The sequence below is a fragment of the Propioniciclava soli genome, from assembly GCF_038502305.1.
GTDB lineage: Bacteria > Actinomycetota > Actinomycetes > Propionibacteriales > Propionibacteriaceae > Propioniciclava > Propioniciclava soli.
Genome location: NZ_CP115965.1, coordinates 2,956,648 through 2,977,203, shown reverse-complemented (window position 1 = coordinate 2,977,203; position 20,556 = coordinate 2,956,648). Strand labels below are relative to the sequence as shown.

Below are 20,556 nucleotides of genomic sequence, written 5' to 3'. Positions count from 1 at the left end.
GCGCCATGGCGCCATTCCCTCGGGTCCAAATGCCGATCACCAGCGCGCCCCCCACCCCCCCGAGGGCAGGGCAGGACGGGTCAGGCGGGGGAGGGGGCGGTGAAGGTGTGCCGGCCGTGCGCGACCACGGTCTCCTCGCCGCCCAGCACCACCCGGGCCGTCGCACCCACGGGCACGACCACGTCCAGGGTCAGGACGCCGTCGCTCACCGACCACGACGACGCCGCCGGGCCGTACGGCGTCACGTGGACGGCCTCCGCGTGGGTCAGCCCCACAGGGTGCGGCGCGACGAGGATCTCCGCGTAGCCGGGTGCCGCCGGCGCCAGGCCGGCGACGTCGCGCTGCAGCCAGGCCGCCACGGCGCCCAGCGCGTAGTGGTTGAACGACGTCATCTCACCGGGGTTGATCGACCCGTCGGGCAGCATCGAGTCCCACCGCTCCCACGTCGTCGTGGCGCCCATCGTCACGGCGTACAGCCACGACGGGCAGCCCGTCTCCAGCAGCAGGGCCGAGGCGACGGCGTCCTGCCCGGTGGCCGTCAACGCCGCGCACACGACCGGCGTCCCGGCGAACCCGGTCGCCACCCGGCCCTCGGACTCCGCGACCTTCCGCGCCAAGTGCTCCCCGGCGCGGACGCGATCGTCCTCGCCCAGCACGTCGCACACGATGGCCAACGCGTAGGCCGTCTGGCTGTCCGAGCTCAGCCGGCCGTCGGGCTGCAGGTACGCGTCGCGGAAGGCCGCGGCGATGGCGTCCGCCAGCTCGCCGTAGCGCGACGCCTCGGCCTCCTTGCCCAGCGCGGCGGCCCACCGCGCCACGATGCGGGCCGACTGCGCGAAGTAGGCCGTGGCGACGAGGTACGGATCGGTCATGGCCTGCATGGGGTTCTCCGGCGGCGCGGAGGGGTCGAGCCAGTCGCCGAGCTGCATTCCCGAATCCCAGACGTGGCCCTCCCCGGCCAAGGAGTCGACCAGGTCGACCCACTGCCGCGCCGACTCCCACTGGTCCTCCAGCAGCCGCCGGTCGCCGGTGGTCTCGTACAGCGTCCAGGGCGTGATCGTCGCGGCGTCGCCCCACACGGCGGCCGGACGCGGCGGCGTCCAGAACCCGCCGGGAATGACCGGGACGTACCAGGTCACCGTGCCGTGGGCCTGCTGTTCGAGCCACAGGTCGACGAGCCAACTGGCCAGCAGGCCGGTGGCGTCGTAGTGGAACGCGGCGGTCGGCGCGAAGGCGGCGACGTCACCCGTCCAACCGAGACGCTCGTCGCGCTGGGGGCAGTCCGTGGGCAGCGCCACGAAGTTGCCGGTCATCGACCAGCGGGAGTTCTCGTGCAACCGGTCGACCAGCGGTTCGGAGGACGCGAACCCGCCGAGCCGCTCCATCGTGGTGTGCAGCACGACGGCGCGCAGCGCATCCGGCTCGGGCTCGCCCGGCCACCCGGTGATCTCGGCGTAGCGGAAGCCGTGGATCGTGAACGCTGGCTCCCACTCCTCCCCGGCGTCGCCGCGGGTGGTGTAGGTGTCGGTCGCCGCCGCGCCGCGCAGGGGGCGGACGCCGAGCCGGCCGTTCTCGAGCACCTCGGCGTGCCGGATGCGGATCGTCGTGCCCGCCGGAGTGCCGTCGGGGAGGACGAAGCGCAGGCGTCCGGCGATGTTCTGGCCGAAGTCGACGAGCCAGACGTCGGGGTCGTCGGCCTCGATGCCGGGTGGCAGGAACCGTTCGGGTGCCGGGGACAGCCAGATTGCGACCGGGGTCAGCTCGCCCTGCGTCTGCACGGGGGCGTCGAGGGGTGCCTCGAGCCGCGCGGCATCCGAGGGGTGGACGGCGACGGGCAGCCAGGTGCCACAGGGTTCGCCCGGGCGGGCCCAGGCGGTGGGGTCGTCGTCGGCGAGGCGGGCGTCGTAGGTCTCGCCCTCGTAGAGGCCGGTGAACAGAATGGGCCCGCCGCCGACCTGCCAGGCGTCGTCGGTCGCGACCACCGTGAGCGAGCCGTCGCCGTGGACGACCTCGAGCTGCAGGATCGCCGCCTGGTCGGCACCGTAGAGGTTGCGGTAGCCGCCGTCGAAGCCGATGTGGCCGCGATACCAGCCGTCGGCCAGCTCGGCAGCGAGGACGTTCGCGCCGGCAGCGAGCAGGTCGGTGACGTCGTAACTGCGGTGCAGGAGGCGCTCGCCGTAGACCGTCCAGCCCGGCACCAGCTCGTCGTCATCCACCCGCTCGCCGTTCAGCCAGGGGCGGATGAGTCCGTGCACGGAGACGCGGAGCCGGGCGGCGGTGATGTCGCCGGGCAGATCGAAGGCGTGGCGGACGCGACTGGGCCGGCGGTCGGCGTCCGGGTTCTCGGGCCAGCTCGGGCCGACGGGCAGGGCCTGCCAGTCCTCGGCGGCCAAGATGCCGGTCTCGACGCTGATCGGATCCGACCACGGGCTCGTCACCTCGCCCTCGTCGCTGGTCCCGCTGACCCGGACGCGGACCGTGGCGGCCTCGCGCAGGGCCAGGGGCTCGTCGGGCCACGGCAGGTGGAGGGTGGCGGCGTTCGGCAGGGTGTGGGTGGTGGTGGACGCCTCCCCGCCGATCGGGCCGCAGGTCACCTCGACGGTCACCGACGCCAGCTGCCACCCGGCCGGGGCGCTCGGCACATCGAAGGACAGCCGCGGCGTGGCGGTGGCGATGCCGAGGGCGTCGCCGGGGGGCAGGTGCTCGAAGCGCAGTCGCGTCGGCGTACCGAGCGGCCCGCGCGGATCGGGGAGGTCCGCCGCGGTGGGGAACGGGGCGGGTTCCACCAGGTGGGCTCCCGGGGCGAGACCCGGGCGGCCTTCGGGAACGGTGACCTTCGGCATGTGCATCTCCCTCGTCGCAGACACGGTGGCGTCGGGGATGAGCCTAGCGGTGTCTGAAACGCTTCACAACGAAAGTCAGCAGTGCAGGAGCCCCCGCGTCCTGCCGCTGCCGAGAGCTCGGCGGTCACGCGGATTCCGCGTCCGCCCTCGTGTCAGCTCGGCGGAAGGATCGTGACACGGCGGTTGAGGGCCTTGCCGGTTTCGGTCGTGTTCGGGGCGATGGGATCGGCTTCGCCCTTGCCGTCCACGGCGAAGGTGTAGCCGTCGCCCAAGAGCGGGGCGAGGGCGTCCGCGACGGCCTGGGCGCGGCGGCGCGACAGGTCCAGGTTGTCGGAGCTGGAGCCGTCCGCGTCGGTGTGGCCGGTGAGGGTGAGTTGGCCCGGGTTGTCGAAGCCCTGGATCTGCTCGGCCACCTGGGTGAGCACCGCGTTGGCCTCGGGTGTGAGCGTCGCCTCGTTGTAGGCGAACAGGACGGTGGTGTCGAGGTCGAGCTGTTGCCCGCTGGTGGTGACCGCATCCTCGGTGACGACGTCGACGAGGGGCAAGACGGCCTTCTCGGCCTGGTCCGGGCGGGCGGCCACGGCCAGCGCTTCCGCCGGGATCTCGGGCCAAGGGCCGCCGAGGACGGGGAACGGGTCGTCGGCGTTCGGGATGGTCGGGGTCAAGGGGCCGTCCTCGACAGGGACGTCCTGGATGGCCTGCTGGCCACCAATGATGACGTCCACCCGGGTGACGTTCTCGGGCAGGCCGGGCATGGCTGCCCAGCACGTGCGAGCCACCTCGCCGTCGACGGTCACGTCGCCGGGAGAACACACCTGAGCCCGGTACGCGTCGAAGGCCACCGTGTGGGCCTGGTGGTTGGCATGGTCGACCACCCCCATGGTGAGCGGCCAACTCTGCCGGCCGCCCACCGCGTACGCGAGGACGGTGCTGCCCCCGCCGAAGGTGGCGAGGTTCTGGGGTTCGGAGCCCTCGGGCAGGACGGCGGAGTAGTAGAGGACGGTGGCGTCCTCGACCCGGCGGACCCCGTGCACGGTCACCGTGACGGGGACGGGGTTGTCGGCGTCGTTGGGGTCGGCGTACGTCACCTGGCCGAGGGCGGGGATGTCGGCCGTGCCCTCCGGGGCGGTAGCCGGGCCGCGCACCACGGGCACGGAGACGGTGTCGTCCGACAGCGGGCTGAGGACTTCAACCTCGGTGACGCTGGCCGGCAGCGGGGCGAACAGGGCGAACATGCCCCGTGGCGCGGCCAGCAGGGTGTAGGGCTGGCCGACCAGGGCCATCCGGTCGTGGAGATTCGCGACGTTGTTGTACATCACCGTCTTCGAGGGCCAGTAGACGCCGTCACCGGCTCGCAGGGCGGGTGCCCACTCGTTGGTGCTGCGGAGTCGGTCGTCGAAGTCCGCCTGGAAGTCGGGATGGGTGAGGGCGAAGGTCACCACCGTCGAGGCGTCCGTGACGCGCACCTCCAGGATGTCCAGGGTGGCCCCGGTCAGGCTGCCCTCGCCCTGCAGCGGGATGCTGGCGAGCACGGTGGTCAGCGGTTCGGCCCCCTGACGCACCAGTTCGGTGGCCGAGGACGCGTCCACGGCCGTGGGTGTGGCGGGTGCGGTGGCACTCGGTGCGGGCGTGGACGTGGCTGGGTCGGTGGGAGTGGGGCCCGTGGTGCAGGCGGCCAGGGCTGCCAGGGCCACGAGCGAGGAGGCGAGACGCTTCACGACGGGGGTCCTTCCTGGGGGTTCGTGGCCAGCATAGGCAGTCTCTCCGGGTGCTCCGATGGGGCGGTGCCGATCAGGCGAGGTCGTCGGCGCGCCACAGGTGCGCGCAGGCGCGCAGGTCGCGCGCCATGTCCTGCAACCGGGCGGCGCGCTCCACCGTGTCGTGCCCTGAGGCGAGATCGGCGCGTCCGGCCGCGACGACGTGGCAGAGCGCCGCGGCACGCTCCAGCGCGATCGCGAAATCACCGGTGAACGCGCCACGCAGGATCTCGTCGGCCACACGCCGCACCTCGTCGGGGCCCGTCGGGTCCACCCCCGCGACGGCGTGATTGGGTTCGGTGAACCGGACGCCGGCCGCGTACTCCCGCGCGGCGCCGCCCGGGTCGGCGCGGACCCACTCGCGCAGCACGTACAACCGGTAGAGCGCACCGGGCAGGCTACGGGCGGGACGCTGCGCCCACAGGTCGGCCACCGTCGGGAGACCCACGTCGTCGACGATCGCGACGAGCCGAGCGGTGACAGCCGGGTCGTCCGCGGCGCGTCCGGCGCGCACCAGCACGGCCGCCGTCTCGTGCGCGGCGTGCAGCTCACCGATGGGGTCCGAGCCCTCGCCCATCTCCTCCAGGACGGCGGGGTCGCGGAAGGCGGGGCGGTGGTAGCGGCGCGGACTCACCCGACAAGGCTAGCGAGCCAGCGGACGCCCGGCCGACCTGCGCCGGCGCCGTGGCCGGCGGACGCCGGCGTGGACGAGCTGCAGCTCGGCCAGCTGCTCCGCCACCTCGGAATTCCCCGACCGCCAGGCGGCCATGGGGTCGGCCGCCACGGTGCGCAGCTCGGCGATCGGGAGCGTCGCCAGCGCGCGCAGGGCCAGCAGGTCGGTGCCGTCGACGGTCTCGACGAGACCCAGCACCTCGCTCGCCCGCCGCGAGAACGCGAGACGGCGGGGGAGCCAGAACAGCATCAGGAGCACGACCGGCACGAGGAACGTCAGCCAGCCGGCGACGGTGGCGGTGGTCTCGATCGCGTTGACCTGCTCCTGGGCGGACGCCACCAGCCCGGCCACGGTGCCCGACAGGCCGGTGAACGGCTGGCTCAGTCCGTCGCCCACCACCGGCAGCCCGTCGGCCTGCCTGGCGATCTCATCCAACTGGGAGCGGACGCCCCCGCCCACCGCGACCGTCTGCCGGGCCGGCTCGGCGACCGAACGGACCACGCCATCGGTGACGCGGCCGGCGAACCACCACCCGATCGTCCAGACCAGCACGAAGGCGTCGAACACGATCTGGCGAACGAGCTTCATTGAGGGGCGTGCATAGAACCGCATGGGTTTCATCATGGCCCCGGACGTGTCCAAGCCCACGGCGCAGCGCGGCCGATCAGATGAGGAGGCGGTAGAACGGGCTGTCGGGGGAGACAACCTCCACGCGCATGGGGCTGGCGTCCATGCGGGCGCGCAGCGCGTCGTAGGTCGCCGGATCGCCGAGCTCGACGCCGACCAACGCCGGCCCGACCTCCCGGTTCGACTTCTTCACGTACTCGAAGTGCGTGATGTCGTCCTCGGGGCCGAGCACCTCGTCGAGGAAGCGCCGCAGGGCACCGGGCTCCTGGGGGAAGTTCACCAGGAAGTAGTGCTTGCGGCCCTCGTGGATGAGCGAGCGCTCCACGATCTCGGCGTAGCGCGAGACGTCGTTGTTGCCGCCGGACACGACCGCGACCACCACCTCGTCGGGGCGGGGCCGCACGCGCTGCAGGGCCGTGGTGGCCATCGCGCCGGCGGGCTCGGCGATGATGCCCTCGGTCTGGTAGAGCTCCAGCATCTCGGTGCAGATCGCGCCCTCCGGCACGGTCATCATCTGCGGGCCGAGCTCGCGCGCGATCTGGAACGTGACGTCTCCCGCGCGGCGCACGGCTGCTCCGTCGACGAACGTGTCGATGGACGGCAGGGTGGTCGGACGCCCGGCGTCCAGCGCCGCCGCCAGGCAGGCCGCCCCGACCGGCTCGACGCCCACGACGCGGGTGTGCGGGCTGTGCTGGGCCAGCCAGGTCGCCGAACCGGCGAGCAGCCCGCCCCCGCCCACCGGCAGGTACACCGCGTCGGGTTCCCGCTCGAGCTGGTCGACGAACTCGCGTGCCACGGTGCCCTGGCCTGCGATCGTGCGCGGATGGTCGAAGGCCGGCACCTTCGTGGCCCCCGAGGACTCGGCCTCCGCGGTGGCGAGCGAGAACGCCTCGTCGTAGGTGTCACCGGCCACCACCAACTCGACGAACGCGCCACCGAAATGGCGCATCCGGGCCCGCTTCTGCCGCGGTGTGGTGGAGGGCACGAAGATGCGGCCCCGGATGCCAAGGGCTGCGCACGCCATGGCGACGCCCTGGCCGTGGTTGCCCGCGGACGCCGCGATGACGCCGGCCTCGCGCTCGGCGGCGTCGAGCTGGGCGATGAAGTTGTAGGCGCCACGGATCTTGTAGCTGCGGACGGGCTGCAGGTCCTCCCGCTTGAGCCAGACCTGGGCGCCGGTCAGCGTCGAGAGCCGCTCGTCGTACTGCAGCGGGGTCTCGGAGATGACACCCGCCAACCGGCGGGCCGCGTCGTCAATGTCGACCGCCGACACCAGCGGGCGCTGGTCGGTGGGCGGCAGAGTTCGCGGGGACGTCACCTCGCCATTGTGCCGCGCCCCGGCCCACCCCGCACCAGCGCTCGCCCGTTGTGCCCGCGCCAGGGACGGGGCCGGGTGCGGGATCACCCGGGTGCCAGCGCGACTCCGCTCAGGCCCGCTTGCGCGCCGGGCGGGCGGGGAGCGGGTGCGTGGCGTCGACGACCTCCTCGAGGCCGGGCTCCGGGCGCAGCAGTTCGTCCTGCTCCGGCAGCCTCGGGGCGGACGCGTCCGCCGGCGCGTCGTCAGCGACCACGCGGCCCACCAAGGTCGGGACGCCCGCGGCGTCCGCCACCAGCTCGGGGGCGGCCACCTGGCGCAGCGGCTCCTCCACGGTGCCCAGCGGCGCGAGCTCCGCATCGGTCACGTTGAGGTCGCGGAAGCGCCGGGCCGTGACGAGCACCCGGGTCTCCAGGGAACCGACGGTGGCGTTGTACGCCTTCACCGCCGAGCCCAACGCACGGCCCAGCCGATCGACGTTGCCGCCCATCGTGCCCAGCCGGTCGTACAGCTCGCGGCCCAGCTGCGACACCTCCGCCGCAGACTCCGCCAGCTTCGCCTGCTTCCAGCCGTAGGCGACGGCCCGCAGCAGGGCGATCAGGGTGGACGGCGTCGCCACCACGATGTTGCGCGCGCTGGCGTACTCGTGCAGATCGGGGATCAGCCGCATCGCCTCGAACCCCAACGCCTCGTTGGGCACGAACATGACGACGAACTCCGGCGTGCCCGGATCGGCCTTCCAGTAGTTCTTGCCACCCAGGGCGTCCACGTGGCTGCGCACGTTGCGCGCAAACTGCGCCAAGTGGTGCTCGCGGTCGCGCTCGTCCTCGGTCTCCTGCGCGTCCAGGAATGCCGAGAGCGGCACCTTGGCGTCCACGTACACGAACTTGCCCTCGGCGAGGGTCACCTTGAGGTCGGGGCGGATCACCCGGTCCTCCGACGTCGTCGTCGTCGACTGCTGCACGAAGTCGCAGTACTCGACCATGCCAGCCACCTCGGCCACCCGCTTGAGCTGCAGCTCGCCCCAGGCGCCGCGGACGTGCGGCTTGCGCAGCGCGGTCGACAACGCGTGGGTCTCCTTGCGCAGCTGCTCGCCGGTGAACTGCACGGCGCGCACCTGCTGGGCCAGCTCGGTCGCCATCGTCACGCGGGCCTGCTCCACCTCGCCCAACCGGGCGTCGAACTTCGCCAGACTCTCCTTGATCGGGGCCATGAGCATCTCGGTCTGGCGCAGCCGCGCCTCGGCGCTGGCGTCCACCTTGCGGCCCTGCTCGTCGAGCGCCTGGCCCGAGAGCACCTTGAACTCCTTGACCAGCGCGTCACGGTCGGCCGCGATCTCGGCGGCGCGGGCCAGCGCGGTGTCGCGCTCGGCCACCGCGGCCGTCCGGCATGCCTCGAGGGACGCCACCTGGGCCAACGCCGCCGCGGCCTCCGAGCGCGCCTCGGCCGCCGCCGTCCGCTCCTCCGCGATGCCCCGGCGCGCGCGCTCGGCGTCCGCCTGCGCCTCGCGGACGCGCAGCTCGGCGCCGGCGTGCTCGGCGCGAGCGCGCTCTGCCTCGGCCCGCGCGGACGCCTCGGCCGCGCGCAGCCGGTCGGCGGCCGCCGCGTCCTCGACCACCTCGACCGCGGCGGAGCGGCGCAGCACCAGCCAGGCGCCCAGCGCACCGAGCGCCACGCCGACCAGCAGGGCCACGAGAAGGATGCCTACGTTCTCCATGTTTCGATCCTCGCAGGCCCCTCTGACAATTTTCCGACGCCCCCGCCGACGTCGCCCGAACGGGGCGGCAGATCGCCGGCAGATCAGTGCGCAGGTGCGTCCAGACGCCGGCCGAGCACGACGACATCCTGCTCCTCGTACCCGAGCCGGGCGTAGAAGGTCAGCACCTCGGTGTTCGCGGTGCGCACCATGAACTGCACCTTCGGCAGGTCGTGGGCCACCAGCCAGCCCTCGGCCGCCGCCATCAGCGCCCGACCGATGCCCTCACCCCGGCGCCCGGGGTCGGCGGCGAGGTAGTAGACCCAGCCGCGGTGGCCGTCCCCGCCGACCATGACGGTCCCCACGAGCGCCTCCCCGTCGCGTACGCCCAACACCGTCGACGAGGGGCCGGCGAGGGCACGGGCATAGTCCGCGTGCGCGTCGTTCCAGGGGCGGGTCAGGTTGCAGGCCCCCCAGAGCGCGACCGTGGCGTCGGCGTCCGCGGGGGTGAGGGTCACGACATCCATGGCGCGAGCTTAGGACTGCGGCAGGATGGGCGCATGGACGCCCGCGCGCACATCGACGACCTCGCCGCCTTCGTGGTGGCCTCCCCGTCCTCCTACCACGTCGCCGCCGAGGTGGCCCGCCGCCTGGACGCCGCCGGCTTCACCGCCCAGGCCGAGGAGGACGCCTTCACCGACGAACCCCGCGGTGGCTACGTCGTCCGCGACGGTGCGATCGTCGCCTGGCACGTGCCGAGCGGGGTGGACGCCGCCCGCGCCGGCGTCCGCATCGTCGGCGCCCACACCGACTCCCCGGCGCTCAAGCTCAAGCCCGCACCCACGTCCTTCGGCCTGGGCTGGCAGCAGGCGGCCGTCGAGGTCTACGGCGGCCCGCTGCCCAACCAGTGGCTCGATCGGGAGCTCGGCGTCGCCGGCCGCCTGATCACCACCACCGGCGAGCAGCGCCTCGTCGCCACCCCCGCGTGGCTGCGGGTGCCGCAGGTCGCGCCCCACCTCGATCGCTCGGTCCACGAGAAGCTGAGCCTCGACCGGCAGGCCCACCTGCGGCCCGTCTTCTCGGTCGGACGCCCCGACCTCGACCTGCTCGAGCTCATCGCCGCCGAGGCCGGGCTGGAGGCCGACGACGTCGCTGGCCACGACCTCATCTGCCACCCCACCGAGGCCCCCGCCGTGTTCGGCCCCACCGAGGAGTTCTTCGCCTCCGCTCGGCTCGACAACTTGTCCTCGGTGCACGCCGGTCTCACCGCGCTGCTGGCGGCCGACGAGGGCGACGACATCACCGTGCTCGCCTGCTTCGACCATGAGGAGGTCGGCTCGTCCTCCCGTTCAGGTGCCGCCGGGCCGCTGCTGGAGCAGGTGCTCCGCCGGCTCGCCGGCGCGCTCGGGCTCGACGACGACGGCTGGTTCCGCCTGTTGGCCCGCAGCTCGTGCATCTCGGCGGACGCCGGCCACGCCGTCCACCCCAACTACCCGCACCTGCACGACCCCGACCACCGGCCACTGCTCAACGCCGGCCCGCTGCTGAAGCACAACGCCAACCTCCGCTACACATCGGACGCCGCCAGCTCGGCCCTGTGGCGCCGCGCGTGTGACGCGGCCGGCGTCCCGACCCAGGACTTCGTCTCCAACAACGCCGTGCCGTGCGGCTCGACCATCGGCCCCATGACGGCCGAGCGGTTGGGCGTCCTCATGTGCGATGTCGGCATCCCGCTGCTGAGCATGCACTCCACGCGCGAGCTCGCCGGCGTCCGCGACCCGGGCTGGCTCGCCGCGGCCCTCACCGCGTACTACGCGGGCGCCTGAGGTGCCCGCCGTCGGCCCGGCGGGGTGCTGAGCGTGGTTCTCGCGCTCGCCGTCGCGCTGCTGGCGGGGCTGGCCACGTCAATCGGCGGCGCCCTCGCGCTCGGACGCCGCACCCTGCGCCGCTCCTGGCTGGCGGTGATGCTGGCGTTTGCCGCCGGCGCCATGCTCATCGTGAGCTTCGTGCAGGCGATCCCGCTCGGGCTCACAGCGTTGCAGGCGTCGTTCGGTGAGAGCGCCGCCCACCTGTTGCTGTGGGCGTCCTTCTTCACCGGCATCGGGCTCGTCCTGGCCGTGGACCGGCTGCTGCCCGTGCAGCTCAACCCCAACGAGACGGCCGGCGGCGACGTGTCGAGCACGGGCGACCAGCTGCGCACCGGGCGGCTGTTGCGCTCGGGGCTGCTGGTGGCCGGTGTGCTGGCGCTGCACAACCTGCCCGAGGGGATGGCGACGTTCGTCGCCACGTACGCCGACCCGGGCGTGGGCCTGCCGCTGGCCGTGGCCATCGCGATCCACAACGTGCCCGAGGGCATCGCGGTGGCCGCGCCGGTGTACGCCGCCACCGGGTCCCGCACGCAGGCGTTCTGGTGGGCGACGGCGTCCGGGCTGACCGAGCCGCTGGGGGCGCTGCTGGCGGCGTCCTTGTTGGCCTGGGTCGTGCCCCCGGTGTTCTTCGGCGTCGTCTACGGGCTGGTCGCCGGCATGATGGTGTTCCTCGCGCTCGACGAGCTGCTGCCCGGCGCGTGGCGCTACCAGACCGACAAGCACCAGACCGTCTACGGCATGCTCGCCGGCATGGCCGTGGTGGTGGCCAGCATCGTGCTGTTCACCCTCTGACACCCGGCAGGGTGGGTCAGGAGCGCGCCGCGGAGTGGGCGCGGCGCTGCGTCATCCAGCGCCAGAGGAGGCCGCCGCTGGAGCGGTCCTCCCCGGTGATCACGAAGGTCAACATGGTGTCGTTCACCAAGGTGAACTCCTGACGCCGCCGCGCCTCCGCCGAGCCCACGAACAGCACCTCGTCCCCCTCGGCCAGCCGAAGCCCCTTGCCGGGGTTGATCATCGTCTTGTCGTCGCGCGCGTGCACGAGCGGCTTGAGCCACAGCGGCTCGGACTCGTGACGCGGGTCGGCCATCAGGTGCCCGACGGTCACCTCCACCCCCTCGCGAATCTGGCGGACGACGGCGGGCGCGGTCGGCTCGTTCATCACCAGGCTCCACGTCTCGGGGACGTACCCCGGCCGCAGCGTCGATAGCTTCGTCACCAGCTGCGAACACACCGGCTCGTCCTGGTTGCGCAGGTAGGCCAGGTAGCGGGCGAGCAGGGGCGTGGTGATGACGGCCAGGAACTCGCGGGCCACCAGCTTGGACGGCTCCATGGCCAGGTCGCCCTCGAAGGCCTCGAACAACGGCGCCGAGGAGCGTTGGTTCTGCCGGGTCACGATGAAGATGTCGGGGTTGAGCTCGCGGGCGTGGGCGGCGATGGCGAGGTTGCGGCGGTCGTCGCGGTGACCGGCCACGATGCCGTTGGCGTGCTCGATGCCGGCCGCGGCGAGAACGCCGGGCTCGGTGCCGCGCCCCTTGATGTCCACCTGCTGCCCGCCGTCGTAGTGGGAGTGGTCGATGACGCTGACCGTGAGACCGAACGCGCGCAGCGCCTCGGTGATGGCGTGGCCGAAGCGTCCATACCCGCACATCACCCAGTGGCCGGCCGGGGGGTGGTGCGCCTCGGGGAGCGGCATCCCGGGCAGGCCGGTGAGAATCTCCCGGGCCAGGTAGCGCTCCGGGGCGATGATCGCCGAGACCAGGTGTTCGGCGAACCGCTCGAAGGGGTTCACCACGATGTCGTTGAGGAAGACGCCGTGGGCGGTGTCCATGTCGGTCTCCTGGATGCGGGCCAGCGTCGGCAGACCGCGTCGGAGCATGCCGACGTTCACCGCGATGTCCAGGTTCGTCTCGTCCGCGGGGGCCAGCGCCATGACGCCCCGGCAGTTCGGTTTCAGCAACCCGGCGGCGATGAGGCTGTCGGCCTGGGAGGCGTCCGAACGGGCCATCGGGGGGTCGAAGGAAAACTGTTCCAACCGGAGTTCCTCGAACCGCACCGGGTCGGGCTCGATGATGACGAACCGCAGGCCCACCCGGTCGAGGCCGTGGCAGACCATCGCGCCGGTCTCGCCGCAACCGGCGACGATGTAGAACGGCTCCCGCATCCCGCGAATGTGGTTGTTAAAGCGCGCCGAGCGCACGGCGTTCTGGAAGCCCGGGTCCTGCAGCAGGGCCAGCAGGTTGACGATGGAGAACGACCAGCCGATCACCGTGGCATAGATGCTGACCGTGAGCCACAGCCGTTGGGCACCGGAGTACGGCACGGGGATCTCGCCGAACCCGATCGTGGTGCCGGTGTAACTGATGACGTAGAAGGCGTGGAACAGCCCCATCCCCGGGGTTGGCTGGCCGTTGGCGTCCACCCCCGGGACGAGGGCCAGCACCGACGTGCACACGGTGTAGACGATCGTGACGATGATCAACGGAACCCGCATCCGGCGCAGGACCAGGTAGAAGACGTTGGTCATGGGCAGCCGAGACTGCCCCGTGGTGGCGCGCATGGGTCAGCGGCGCATCGTGAAGATCTCACCGAGCAGGAGCACGACCGAGATCAGGTTGGCCAGCAGCGCACCGCCGGAGAACGACACCACCTGGCTCATCGCCTGACCGCCCATGCCGGGGCCGATGTAGACGGCCCACGTCCAGATGAGGGCCGCGACGAGGAGCTGCAGGTCGGCCACCAGGCTCGTCGCGAGGTGGACGGCGCCGAGCTGGGTGCGGTCGCCGAACTTGAGGATCGTCGCGATGACGCTGACGGCCAGCGCCGCGGCCAGGCCCCAGACGCTGTGCAGGTCGGGCCGGTCCATCTCGCCAATGAAGAAGCCGAAGTTCAGCGTGGCCGCGAGCGTGATGAAGAAGCCGAAGACGACCTTCTCGAAGTTCATGGGCCCCATCTCCTCGGTGGCCGATCCTGCGTGTCAGCAGTCACTCTAGGACGCCGCGGTGACGTTTTCGATCACCGTGGCGGGTGGTGGTGGGGGAGGGCCGAGGTGAGCGGCGGCGTCCGGGCCCGTAGAGTGGACTCCCGTGGCACTCACCATCGGTATCGTCGGCCTCCCGAACGCGGGCAAGTCGACCCTCTTCAACGCCCTGACCCGCAACACCGTTCTGGCGGCGAACTACCCGTTCGCGACCATCGAACCGAACGTCGGGGTGGTGGGGGTGCCCGAGCCGCGGCTGGCGACGCTCGCCGAGCTGTACTCATCGGAGCGGATCGTGCCGGCGACGGTGAGCTTCGTCGACATCGCGGGCATCGTGAAGGGCGCCTCGCAGGGCGAGGGCATGGGCAACGCGTTCCTGGCGAACATCCGTGAGGCGGACGCCATCTGCCAGGTCACGCGCGCGTTCAGCGACGACGACGTGACGCACGTGGACGGCGCCGTGAACCCGGCATCCGACATCGAGACGATCACGACCGAGCTGGTGCTGGCCGACCTGCAGACGCTCGAGCGCGCCATCCCGCGCCTGGAGAAGGAGGCGCGCATCAAGAAGGAGGCGCAGCCGAAGCTCGCGGCGTGGAAGGAGGCGTACGCGACGCTGTCGGACGGGACCGGCATCTACGCGGCCGACCTCGACCCCGAGCCGCTGCGCGAGCTGTTCCTGCTGACGGCCAAGCCGTTCATCTACGTCTTCAACTGTGACGCCGACCAGCTGGCCGACGCCGCGCTGCTGAAGCGCATGGCGTCCGTCGTGGCCCCCGCCGAGGCGATCTTCCTGGACGCGAAGTTCGAGTCCGAGCTGGTGGAGATGGAGCCCGAGGAGGCTGCGGAGTTTCTCGCCGAGGCCGGCGTGGACGAACCGGGCCTCGACAAGCTGGCGCGTGTGGGCTACGACACGTTGGGCCTGCAGAGCTATCTCACGGCGGGGCCGAAGGAGTCGCGGGCGTGGACGATCCGCAAGGGCGCGACGGCGCCCGAGGCGGCCGGCGTGATCCACACCGACTTCCAGAAGGGTTTCATCAAGGCCCAGGTCGTGAGCTTCGACGATCTCGTGGAGTTCGGTTCGGAGTCGGCGGCCAAGGCGGCGGGACGCGTCCGGTTGGAGGGCAAGGACTACGTGATGGCGGACGGCGACGTGGTCGAGTTCCGCAGCGGTTCGGCAACACGTTGATACGCTTGGAGGCATGAGCAGCAGCGCCTCCAAGGCCACCGCCCAGCGGCCCGTGCGGGCAGCGATCTACCTGCGCATCTCGCAGGACCGCGAACTGGACGGGTTGGCCATCGAGCGCCAGCGCGAGGACTGCGAGAACCTTGCCCGGTTCCGACGCTGGGAGGTCGTTGAGACCTACGTCGACCAGTCCAAGGGGGCGACCGACAAGACGAAGAAGCGCCCCGCCTACGACCAGATGGTCGCCGACTACCACGCCGGACACTTCACCGCGATCGTCTGCTACGACCTCGACAGGCTCACCCGACAGCCGCGCCAACTCGAAGACTGGATCGACTGGGCCGAGGAGCGCGGCCTGCAACTCGTCACCGCCAACGGCGACGCCGACCTGTCCACCGACGGCGGACGCATGTACGCGCGCATCAAGGCCGCCGTCGCTCGCGCCGAGATGGAGCGCAAGAGCGCCCGTCAGAGCCGTGCTCAGGTCCAGCGCTCCCAGCAGGGTCGACCGCCCAAGGGCATCCGCCCGCTGGGCTATTCCCTCGACGGCCGAGTCCTCAAGCGTGAGGCCAAGGCGGTGCAGGCGATTTACGCGGCCTTCCACGGCGGGGCGTCCTTGCGAGGCATCGCTCGCGCACTGTCGGGCATCCAGGAGACCGACGATCAGAAGGCCCACCAGGTCGCGGGCGTTGCCAAGATTCAGCGCCACACCCGCACCCTGGCCATCGAGCGCAACAAGCGTCGCGCCGCCGAGGGGCTGGCTATCAAGGACGTCCCCGAGGACGGTCCCTGGGCAGAGAGCAGCGTGCTGGGAATCCTGAGAAACCCCCGCTACGCGGGTTACTCGGTCTACACCGACGTCAAATACCGCATCCAAGTGCGGCAGGCCAACGCGAAGAAGAAGGCCGAGCTGGAAGCCCAGACGGGCAAGGAGGTGAAGGCGGTTCGCGGCAAGCGCCGCGACTGGCGCGAGTTCATCGTCAAGGACGGCGAGGGCAAGCGGGTGATGGGCAAGTGGGAGCCTCTGGTCTCGGTCGAGCTGTGGGAGAGCGTCCAGACCATCCTCGACTCCGAGGAGCGCGTCACCAACCGGGTCGGCACCCACCGCCGCCACCTCGGGAGCGGGCTCTATCTGTGCGGGCTGTGCGACGAGCCGGTGCGCGGCGCGTCGCGCGGCTACCGCTGCAAGCACGGCCACATCAACCGCTCGGGCCGCGACATCGACGACTTCGTCCGCAAGGCCATCGCCCGACGGCTGGCCGAGCCCGACGCTCTGCGCACCGTGCCCGCCACTGACTCGCCGCGGCTGACAGGGCTGCTCGCCGAGATCGACGAGCACCGGGACCGCATCAAGCGCGCCGAGCGCGATTACGACGAGGGCTTCCTCGAAGCCGCTGACCTCAAGCGCAACCGGGACCGCTCGAACGATGCCATCGCCCGGCTGGAGGCCGAGGTGAGGGACCTGCCCCGCGGGACGGTGAACGTGCCTGTCCTGGCCGCAGAGGACCCCGCCCAGGCGTTCCTCGACGGGGACCTAAACACCCAGCGCGCCACCGTCGAGACGCTGGCCACCGTGCGGCTGTTCCCCTGGCCCCAGGGCTCGAAGGTCAACCTCATGGTCAGGGGTGAGAAGGTCGTCAACCCGAAGTTCATCGAAAGCGTCGGCATCGCCTTTGGCGACGAGCCCGCCATCAAGGAGTAGGTGCCTACGTGGTCGCAGGTTCAAATCCTGTCAGCCCGACGAAAGGCCTGGTCAGAACGATGTTCTGACCAGGCCATCGTCGTTTCCAAACTCAAAGTGACCGCTAAAGTCACCGCAAACACGCAGTGACCCCCCAGGACCGGCCGTTCCCCCTCGCAGCGGCGGTCAAACAGGGACCAGCCACGCTTAGTGAGGCTGAAGACCTTGCCGAAGACGTCTGCCAACTCGACGAGGTCACCTCCCGCAGCGAACTCGGCCATGCCACCGCCGACGTGCTGCGCATGGCTGCTCCGGCCCACCAGCTGCCACGTGAGCGCATGGGCATCCCCGCTGAGCTGCCGCCACAGCAGACGGACATTGAGAGCCTCCCGCGGGGTGAACACGAACTCCGAGACAACCCGCACGATGCTGGTCATCTCCAGCGCCTGGCCCTCCTTCAGTCCGTCAGCAGCACTCCAACGCGCACGGGCCTCAGCCCGTCGACGACGCATGTGCTCCCCGGAGTCCAGCCACTGGGCGGCATCCGGGTGCGACACGTCAACGTGAGGCCGAATGTCGTCGTGGTACTGCAGCGCCCGCTTGTAGAACTCCTCGACCACCCTCAGCGCCCGCTGCTGCCGGTCCACCGCGGCGTCGGGCCCGAGCACCCAAACAGCCATGCTGCCGCCCACCAGGGCGCCTCGGAGCACCGAGAAGTGCGCTGTCGGGAACACCTCCCCAGCCTCAATCGCGGCCCGGGCCAGGTTCAGATGCTGGGTCGCCGACACCAGAGACTGGCGGGCGACTTCGGCAGGGTCGAGGTACGGCCACACCGCCTCGTCGCCGGCCAGCTCGCTGCCGGGCTCAGGGCGCTCCACCCCGCGGGACCGTGCCCGCCACCGCTCGAGATCCTCGTAGGCCAGGCGGATCGAGGCCAAAGCATCCTGCTCGTCCTCAGTCACCCTCGGGCCTATCCAGCGCGCGGTAAAGGGTCTGACGCGACACCCCCAGCGATCGGGCCACAGATGAGACCGACTCTCCACCGGCGACGGCCTTGCCGGCCAGCCGGACCTGCTCAGCGGACAACTTCGGCTTGGGACCGGGCACCCTGCCCTCGGCCCGGGCGTGCGCCACGCCCTCCTTGGTGCGCTCGATCAACAGGTCACGCTCGAACTCGGCGAGGCCGGACATGATCGTGACCATGAGCCGGCCCTCCTTGGTGCGGGTGTCCAGCTCGGGCTTCATCACGATGACCGCGACGTCCTGCTTGGCCAAGCTCTCGATCGTGCGCAGCGTGTCCAGGGCCGTGCGCCCCAGCCGGTCGAGCCGGGTGACCACCAGCACGTCGTCGTCGCGCATGTAGTTCAGGGCGGCCTTCAGGCCGGGCCGGGCGGCCTTGGCGCCACTGATGGTGTCGGTGAACACTTTCGAGCACCCCCCGGCCTCTAGTGCCACACGCTGGGTCTCCAGCGACTCGCTCTGGCCCTTGGTGCTCACCCTCGCGTAGCCGATCTTCACTTCAGCAACCCGAACTTCCACAGGGCCGGTGCGACGGCTTCCGCGTGGTACTGCGTGGTCATCGCCCGAAGCGTTGTCAGCTCGCCGTTGAGCACCGGGTAGTCGTAGACCTTGGTCGTCTTGCGCCCCACAATGACGCTCTCGGACGTGTTGAGTTCCGCCTCGATTTGGAAGGTGCCGTAGGTCTTCCTGACGTCGTAGTTCACCGTCTGCTTCGCCAGGTCCAAGACCTTGTGCCACTGGGCGAGAAGGGCCTCGTCGCGCGGATCTAGGTCCAAGGTCTCGAGGTCCGTGCTCGCCTGGGTGTCGACGTCGAAGCACAGCTCGTTGCGGTAGAAGCGACCGTCGCTGCCCGAGAACGAACGGCACTTGTTGTGGTAGGCCAGCGCCGTGAAGATCAGGCACGCCTTGATGAAGTCGGGGTCCTGGCTGAAGTTGTCACCGTTGTCGGCGCACCGGTTCACGACGCCGCGGATCCAGAAGCGACCCTCGGACGGCAGGCGTCCAGCCGCGAACAGCGGCAGCTTCGTCAGGTAGTTGTCGCGCCGCAGATAGAAGCCATTGCCGTTGTACTGGGCAGCAATGGTCAGCAGCGTGCTGAGATCCGTGTTCTCGAAGGAGAACTTCTGTGCCACCAGATAGCCCAAGATGTCGGGTCCCCAGACGGGGTTTCCGCGGACCTTTCGGTGGGCCTCAGCGCCGTTCATCTCGCAGACGATCCCAGGCTCGTCGGTATCCATCACCCTCAGGTCGTACAGCGTCGACAGGAGCTTGTGGACCGGCCGGACGACGATGTCATCCGGGCCAGGGTTCTCCCGGTGCGCTGCGCCAGCGACGACGGCGCCGGTCTTCCTGTCGATGTCGAACGGTGTCAGGGGGAACTCCTTGCGGCCAACCTCGTCCTCATTTGCCCAGAGGATCACGCTCACGCCCGCATCCTTGGTTGCATGGAAGTGACGCCGGTTAAACAGGAAGCCCCTGACGAACCGCTTCTGGACCAGGTGGTGCTGCTTGAAGTACTTGGCTGGTGAGAACACGACGTAGGAGTCGGTGGGTTGGCGGAGGTAGTAGGCGAAGGCCGACCAGATGAACAGGTTCGACAGCTCGTTGACGACCGACACGTCGCGCCGCTTGATCAGTGCCTTGACCATCTGATGCTTGACGAATGACGCCTTCCAACCGAACGACTCGCGGGCCTTCTTCTGGGCCTCCATCCCCGCCACCTCTGCGTAGGGCGGGTTCTCGAACAGAATGATCGTGCACTTCGGATCGTCGAGGTACTGCTGGATGACGTTGGGCACCCGCACGCCATCGGGACCCTCCACGCCCAGCACGAAGCGATCGGAGAGCGCGTCGCCGTTGAGGAGGACGCCGAGGCGCGGGTCGCCCGCCTTGTAGGTCGGTGGGATGACCGCACGCACCCGGTCGCCGTACTCGCGGGCCAGCTCCAAGTACTCGAACTGCTCGAAGGTGTTAACGATGACGTGGCTCAGTTCCTCGTCGGTCAAACCCTCCTGAAGGTTCCCCGAGCCCGCGCAGCGGTCGATAATGACGTAGTCATTACCGGCTGGAACACGCGCGATGGCCTCGCGCAGCAACTCGTGGGACTTCAGCACGTACGGCTTAGGGGTGTAGAAGGCACCGAGCTCGATCTTCTTCAGCTTGTCGTTGAGTCGGTCCAGAATGTGTGCGAAGGCCTCGTAGTCGTCGCCCTGGTAGGGCAGGATCAGCCCCTTGAAGTGACGGGGGTCCTTCAGCTCACCCAGGTCACCCTTCTTAGGATCGTTGGCCAGGAACGTCTCCTTCGTGGCTCCCTTGACCTCGCGGTAGTACCGCTCGGCCCATGCCACGACGCAGTCCTCGGTAATTTTGATCGGGACGAAGCGCTTCTCCTTGAGCAGAGCCACCACCTGGGCAGCCCCGGTGTTGAAGAAGTCCTTGATCAACACCGGCGGGCGCTTGGCGCTGAAGCCCTCGTTCGAGCGGCTCGCGGAAGTCGTGTAGGCACGGTGGATCTCGTCGAAGTAGTCGTCAGCGTCGAACTTGTAGATCGTCTTGGCGTTCAAGTCGACCAGCAGGATGTTCGCCGGCACGTTGCGACCATTCACACGGAGCTTGGCCAGGTACTTCACCGCTTGAAACAGCACCTTGTTTACGTCGCCGATGGAGACCTTGAACTCCAGGAGGTTGCCGTTCCAAGCGCCGTCGGTGTTGAGCACCAGCGCCATGTCAGGGTCTATGCCGAACTCCCTGAAGAAGTCGAACTGCCCATCGACCTCGTTGGAGTAGTGAAAGCCCCTCGCTGCGGTGCTGCCCATGTGCGTGTCCTCTCGACGCCGTCCAGGATCGGTCGATCTCGGACACCTGTCCAGCTCGGAGCCGTTCGGCCTGCCGGAGCCTCCACCAGTGTCTCAT

16 protein-coding genes are annotated in these 20,556 nt (G+C 70.4%); 4 read left to right on the top strand and 12 right to left on the bottom strand.

Annotated elements, in window-relative coordinates:
- Positions 1–80: 80 nt before the first annotated feature.
- The 7 genes from PCC79_RS13440 to PCC79_RS13410 form a co-directional block, all read right to left on the bottom strand.
- Positions 81–2,843: a family 78 glycoside hydrolase catalytic domain gene (locus PCC79_RS13440; RefSeq protein ID WP_342372130.1), complete on the bottom strand. Its 2,763-nt coding sequence runs from the start codon at positions 2,841–2,843 to the stop codon at positions 81–83.
- Between the two features lie 152 nt (positions 2,844–2,995).
- Positions 2,996–4,561, bottom strand: a complete 1,566-nt coding sequence (locus PCC79_RS13435; protein WP_342372129.1) for an OmpA family protein — start codon at positions 4,559–4,561, stop codon at positions 2,996–2,998.
- 73 nt (positions 4,562–4,634) lie between these two features.
- Complete coding sequence (locus PCC79_RS13430; RefSeq protein WP_342372128.1) at positions 4,635–5,234, bottom strand: hypothetical protein; 600 nt, start codon at positions 5,232–5,234, stop codon at positions 4,635–4,637.
- A gap of 9 nt (positions 5,235–5,243) precedes the next feature.
- Positions 5,244–5,885 (bottom strand): hypothetical protein, encoded by a 642-nt coding sequence (locus PCC79_RS13425; RefSeq protein ID WP_342372127.1) that lies wholly within the window; start codon positions 5,883–5,885, stop codon positions 5,244–5,246.
- 52 nt (positions 5,886–5,937) lie between these two features.
- Positions 5,938–7,218 (bottom strand): threonine ammonia-lyase IlvA, encoded by a 1,281-nt coding sequence (gene ilvA / locus PCC79_RS13420; RefSeq protein WP_232548407.1) that lies wholly within the window; start codon positions 7,216–7,218, stop codon positions 5,938–5,940.
- Between the two features lie 109 nt (positions 7,219–7,327).
- Positions 7,328–8,932, bottom strand: coding sequence for a DNA recombination protein RmuC (locus tag PCC79_RS13415; protein ID WP_342372126.1), 1,605 nt, complete (start codon positions 8,930–8,932; stop codon positions 7,328–7,330).
- A gap of 83 nt (positions 8,933–9,015) precedes the next feature.
- Positions 9,016–9,438: a GNAT family acetyltransferase gene (locus PCC79_RS13410; RefSeq protein ID WP_232548409.1), complete on the bottom strand. Its 423-nt coding sequence runs from the start codon at positions 9,436–9,438 to the stop codon at positions 9,016–9,018.
- A gap of 33 nt (positions 9,439–9,471) precedes the next feature.
- On the opposite strand from PCC79_RS13410, the gene PCC79_RS13405 reads away from it, so the two are divergent.
- Together PCC79_RS13405 and zupT are read left to right on the top strand one after the other, a co-directional pair.
- A complete protein-coding gene (locus PCC79_RS13405) occupies positions 9,472–10,737 on the top strand; it encodes a M18 family aminopeptidase (RefSeq protein ID WP_342372125.1) in 1,266 nt (421 codons plus the stop codon).
- Between the two features lie 33 nt (positions 10,738–10,770).
- On the top strand, positions 10,771–11,571 hold the full coding sequence (gene zupT, locus PCC79_RS13400; protein WP_232548411.1) for a zinc transporter ZupT: 801 nt from the start codon (positions 10,771–10,773) through the stop codon (positions 11,569–11,571).
- 16 nt (positions 11,572–11,587) lie between these two features.
- Here the strand turns inward: zupT and PCC79_RS13395 are convergent, their stop codons facing one another.
- Both PCC79_RS13395 and PCC79_RS13390 read right to left on the bottom strand, forming a co-directional pair.
- Positions 11,588–13,303 carry an NAD-binding protein gene (locus tag PCC79_RS13395; RefSeq protein WP_342372124.1) on the bottom strand — a complete coding sequence of 572 codons (1,716 nt, stop codon included), beginning with the start codon at positions 13,301–13,303 and terminating at the stop codon, positions 11,588–11,590.
- A gap of 36 nt (positions 13,304–13,339) precedes the next feature.
- Positions 13,340–13,720 carry a DUF6394 family protein gene (locus PCC79_RS13390; protein WP_232548413.1) on the bottom strand — a complete coding sequence of 127 codons (381 nt, stop codon included), beginning with the start codon at positions 13,718–13,720 and terminating at the stop codon, positions 13,340–13,342.
- 142 nt (positions 13,721–13,862) lie between these two features.
- Between PCC79_RS13390 and ychF the strand changes: the two genes are divergently transcribed.
- Positions 13,863–14,945, top strand: a complete 1,083-nt coding sequence (ychF, locus tag PCC79_RS13385) for a redox-regulated ATPase YchF (RefSeq protein ID WP_342372123.1) — start codon at positions 13,863–13,865, stop codon at positions 14,943–14,945.
- Between the two features lie 13 nt (positions 14,946–14,958).
- Positions 14,959–16,644 carry a recombinase family protein gene (locus tag PCC79_RS13380; RefSeq protein ID WP_342372122.1) on the top strand — a complete coding sequence of 562 codons (1,686 nt, stop codon included), beginning with the start codon at positions 14,959–14,961 and terminating at the stop codon, positions 16,642–16,644.
- 20 nt (positions 16,645–16,664) lie between these two features.
- On the opposite strand, the gene PCC79_RS13375 is transcribed toward PCC79_RS13380, so the two are convergent.
- Genes PCC79_RS13375 through PCC79_RS13365 form a run of 3 tightly spaced genes read right to left on the bottom strand, consistent with a single transcriptional unit; the run spans position 16,665 to position 20,459 of the window.
- The gene (locus PCC79_RS13375; RefSeq protein WP_342372121.1) at positions 16,665–17,585 is read right to left on the bottom strand and encodes a hypothetical protein; all 921 of its coding nucleotides are present in this window, start codon (positions 17,583–17,585) and stop codon (positions 16,665–16,667) included.
- Positions 17,578–18,141 (bottom strand): recombinase family protein, encoded by a 564-nt coding sequence (locus PCC79_RS13370; protein ID WP_342372120.1) that lies wholly within the window; start codon positions 18,139–18,141, stop codon positions 17,578–17,580. Before PCC79_RS13370 ends, PCC79_RS13375 begins: the two co-directional genes overlap by 8 nt.
- On the bottom strand, positions 18,138–20,459 hold the full coding sequence (locus tag PCC79_RS13365) for a hypothetical protein (protein WP_342372119.1): 2,322 nt from the start codon (positions 20,457–20,459) through the stop codon (positions 18,138–18,140). Before PCC79_RS13365 ends, PCC79_RS13370 begins: the two co-directional genes overlap by 4 nt.
- Positions 20,460–20,556 lie beyond the last annotated feature (97 nt).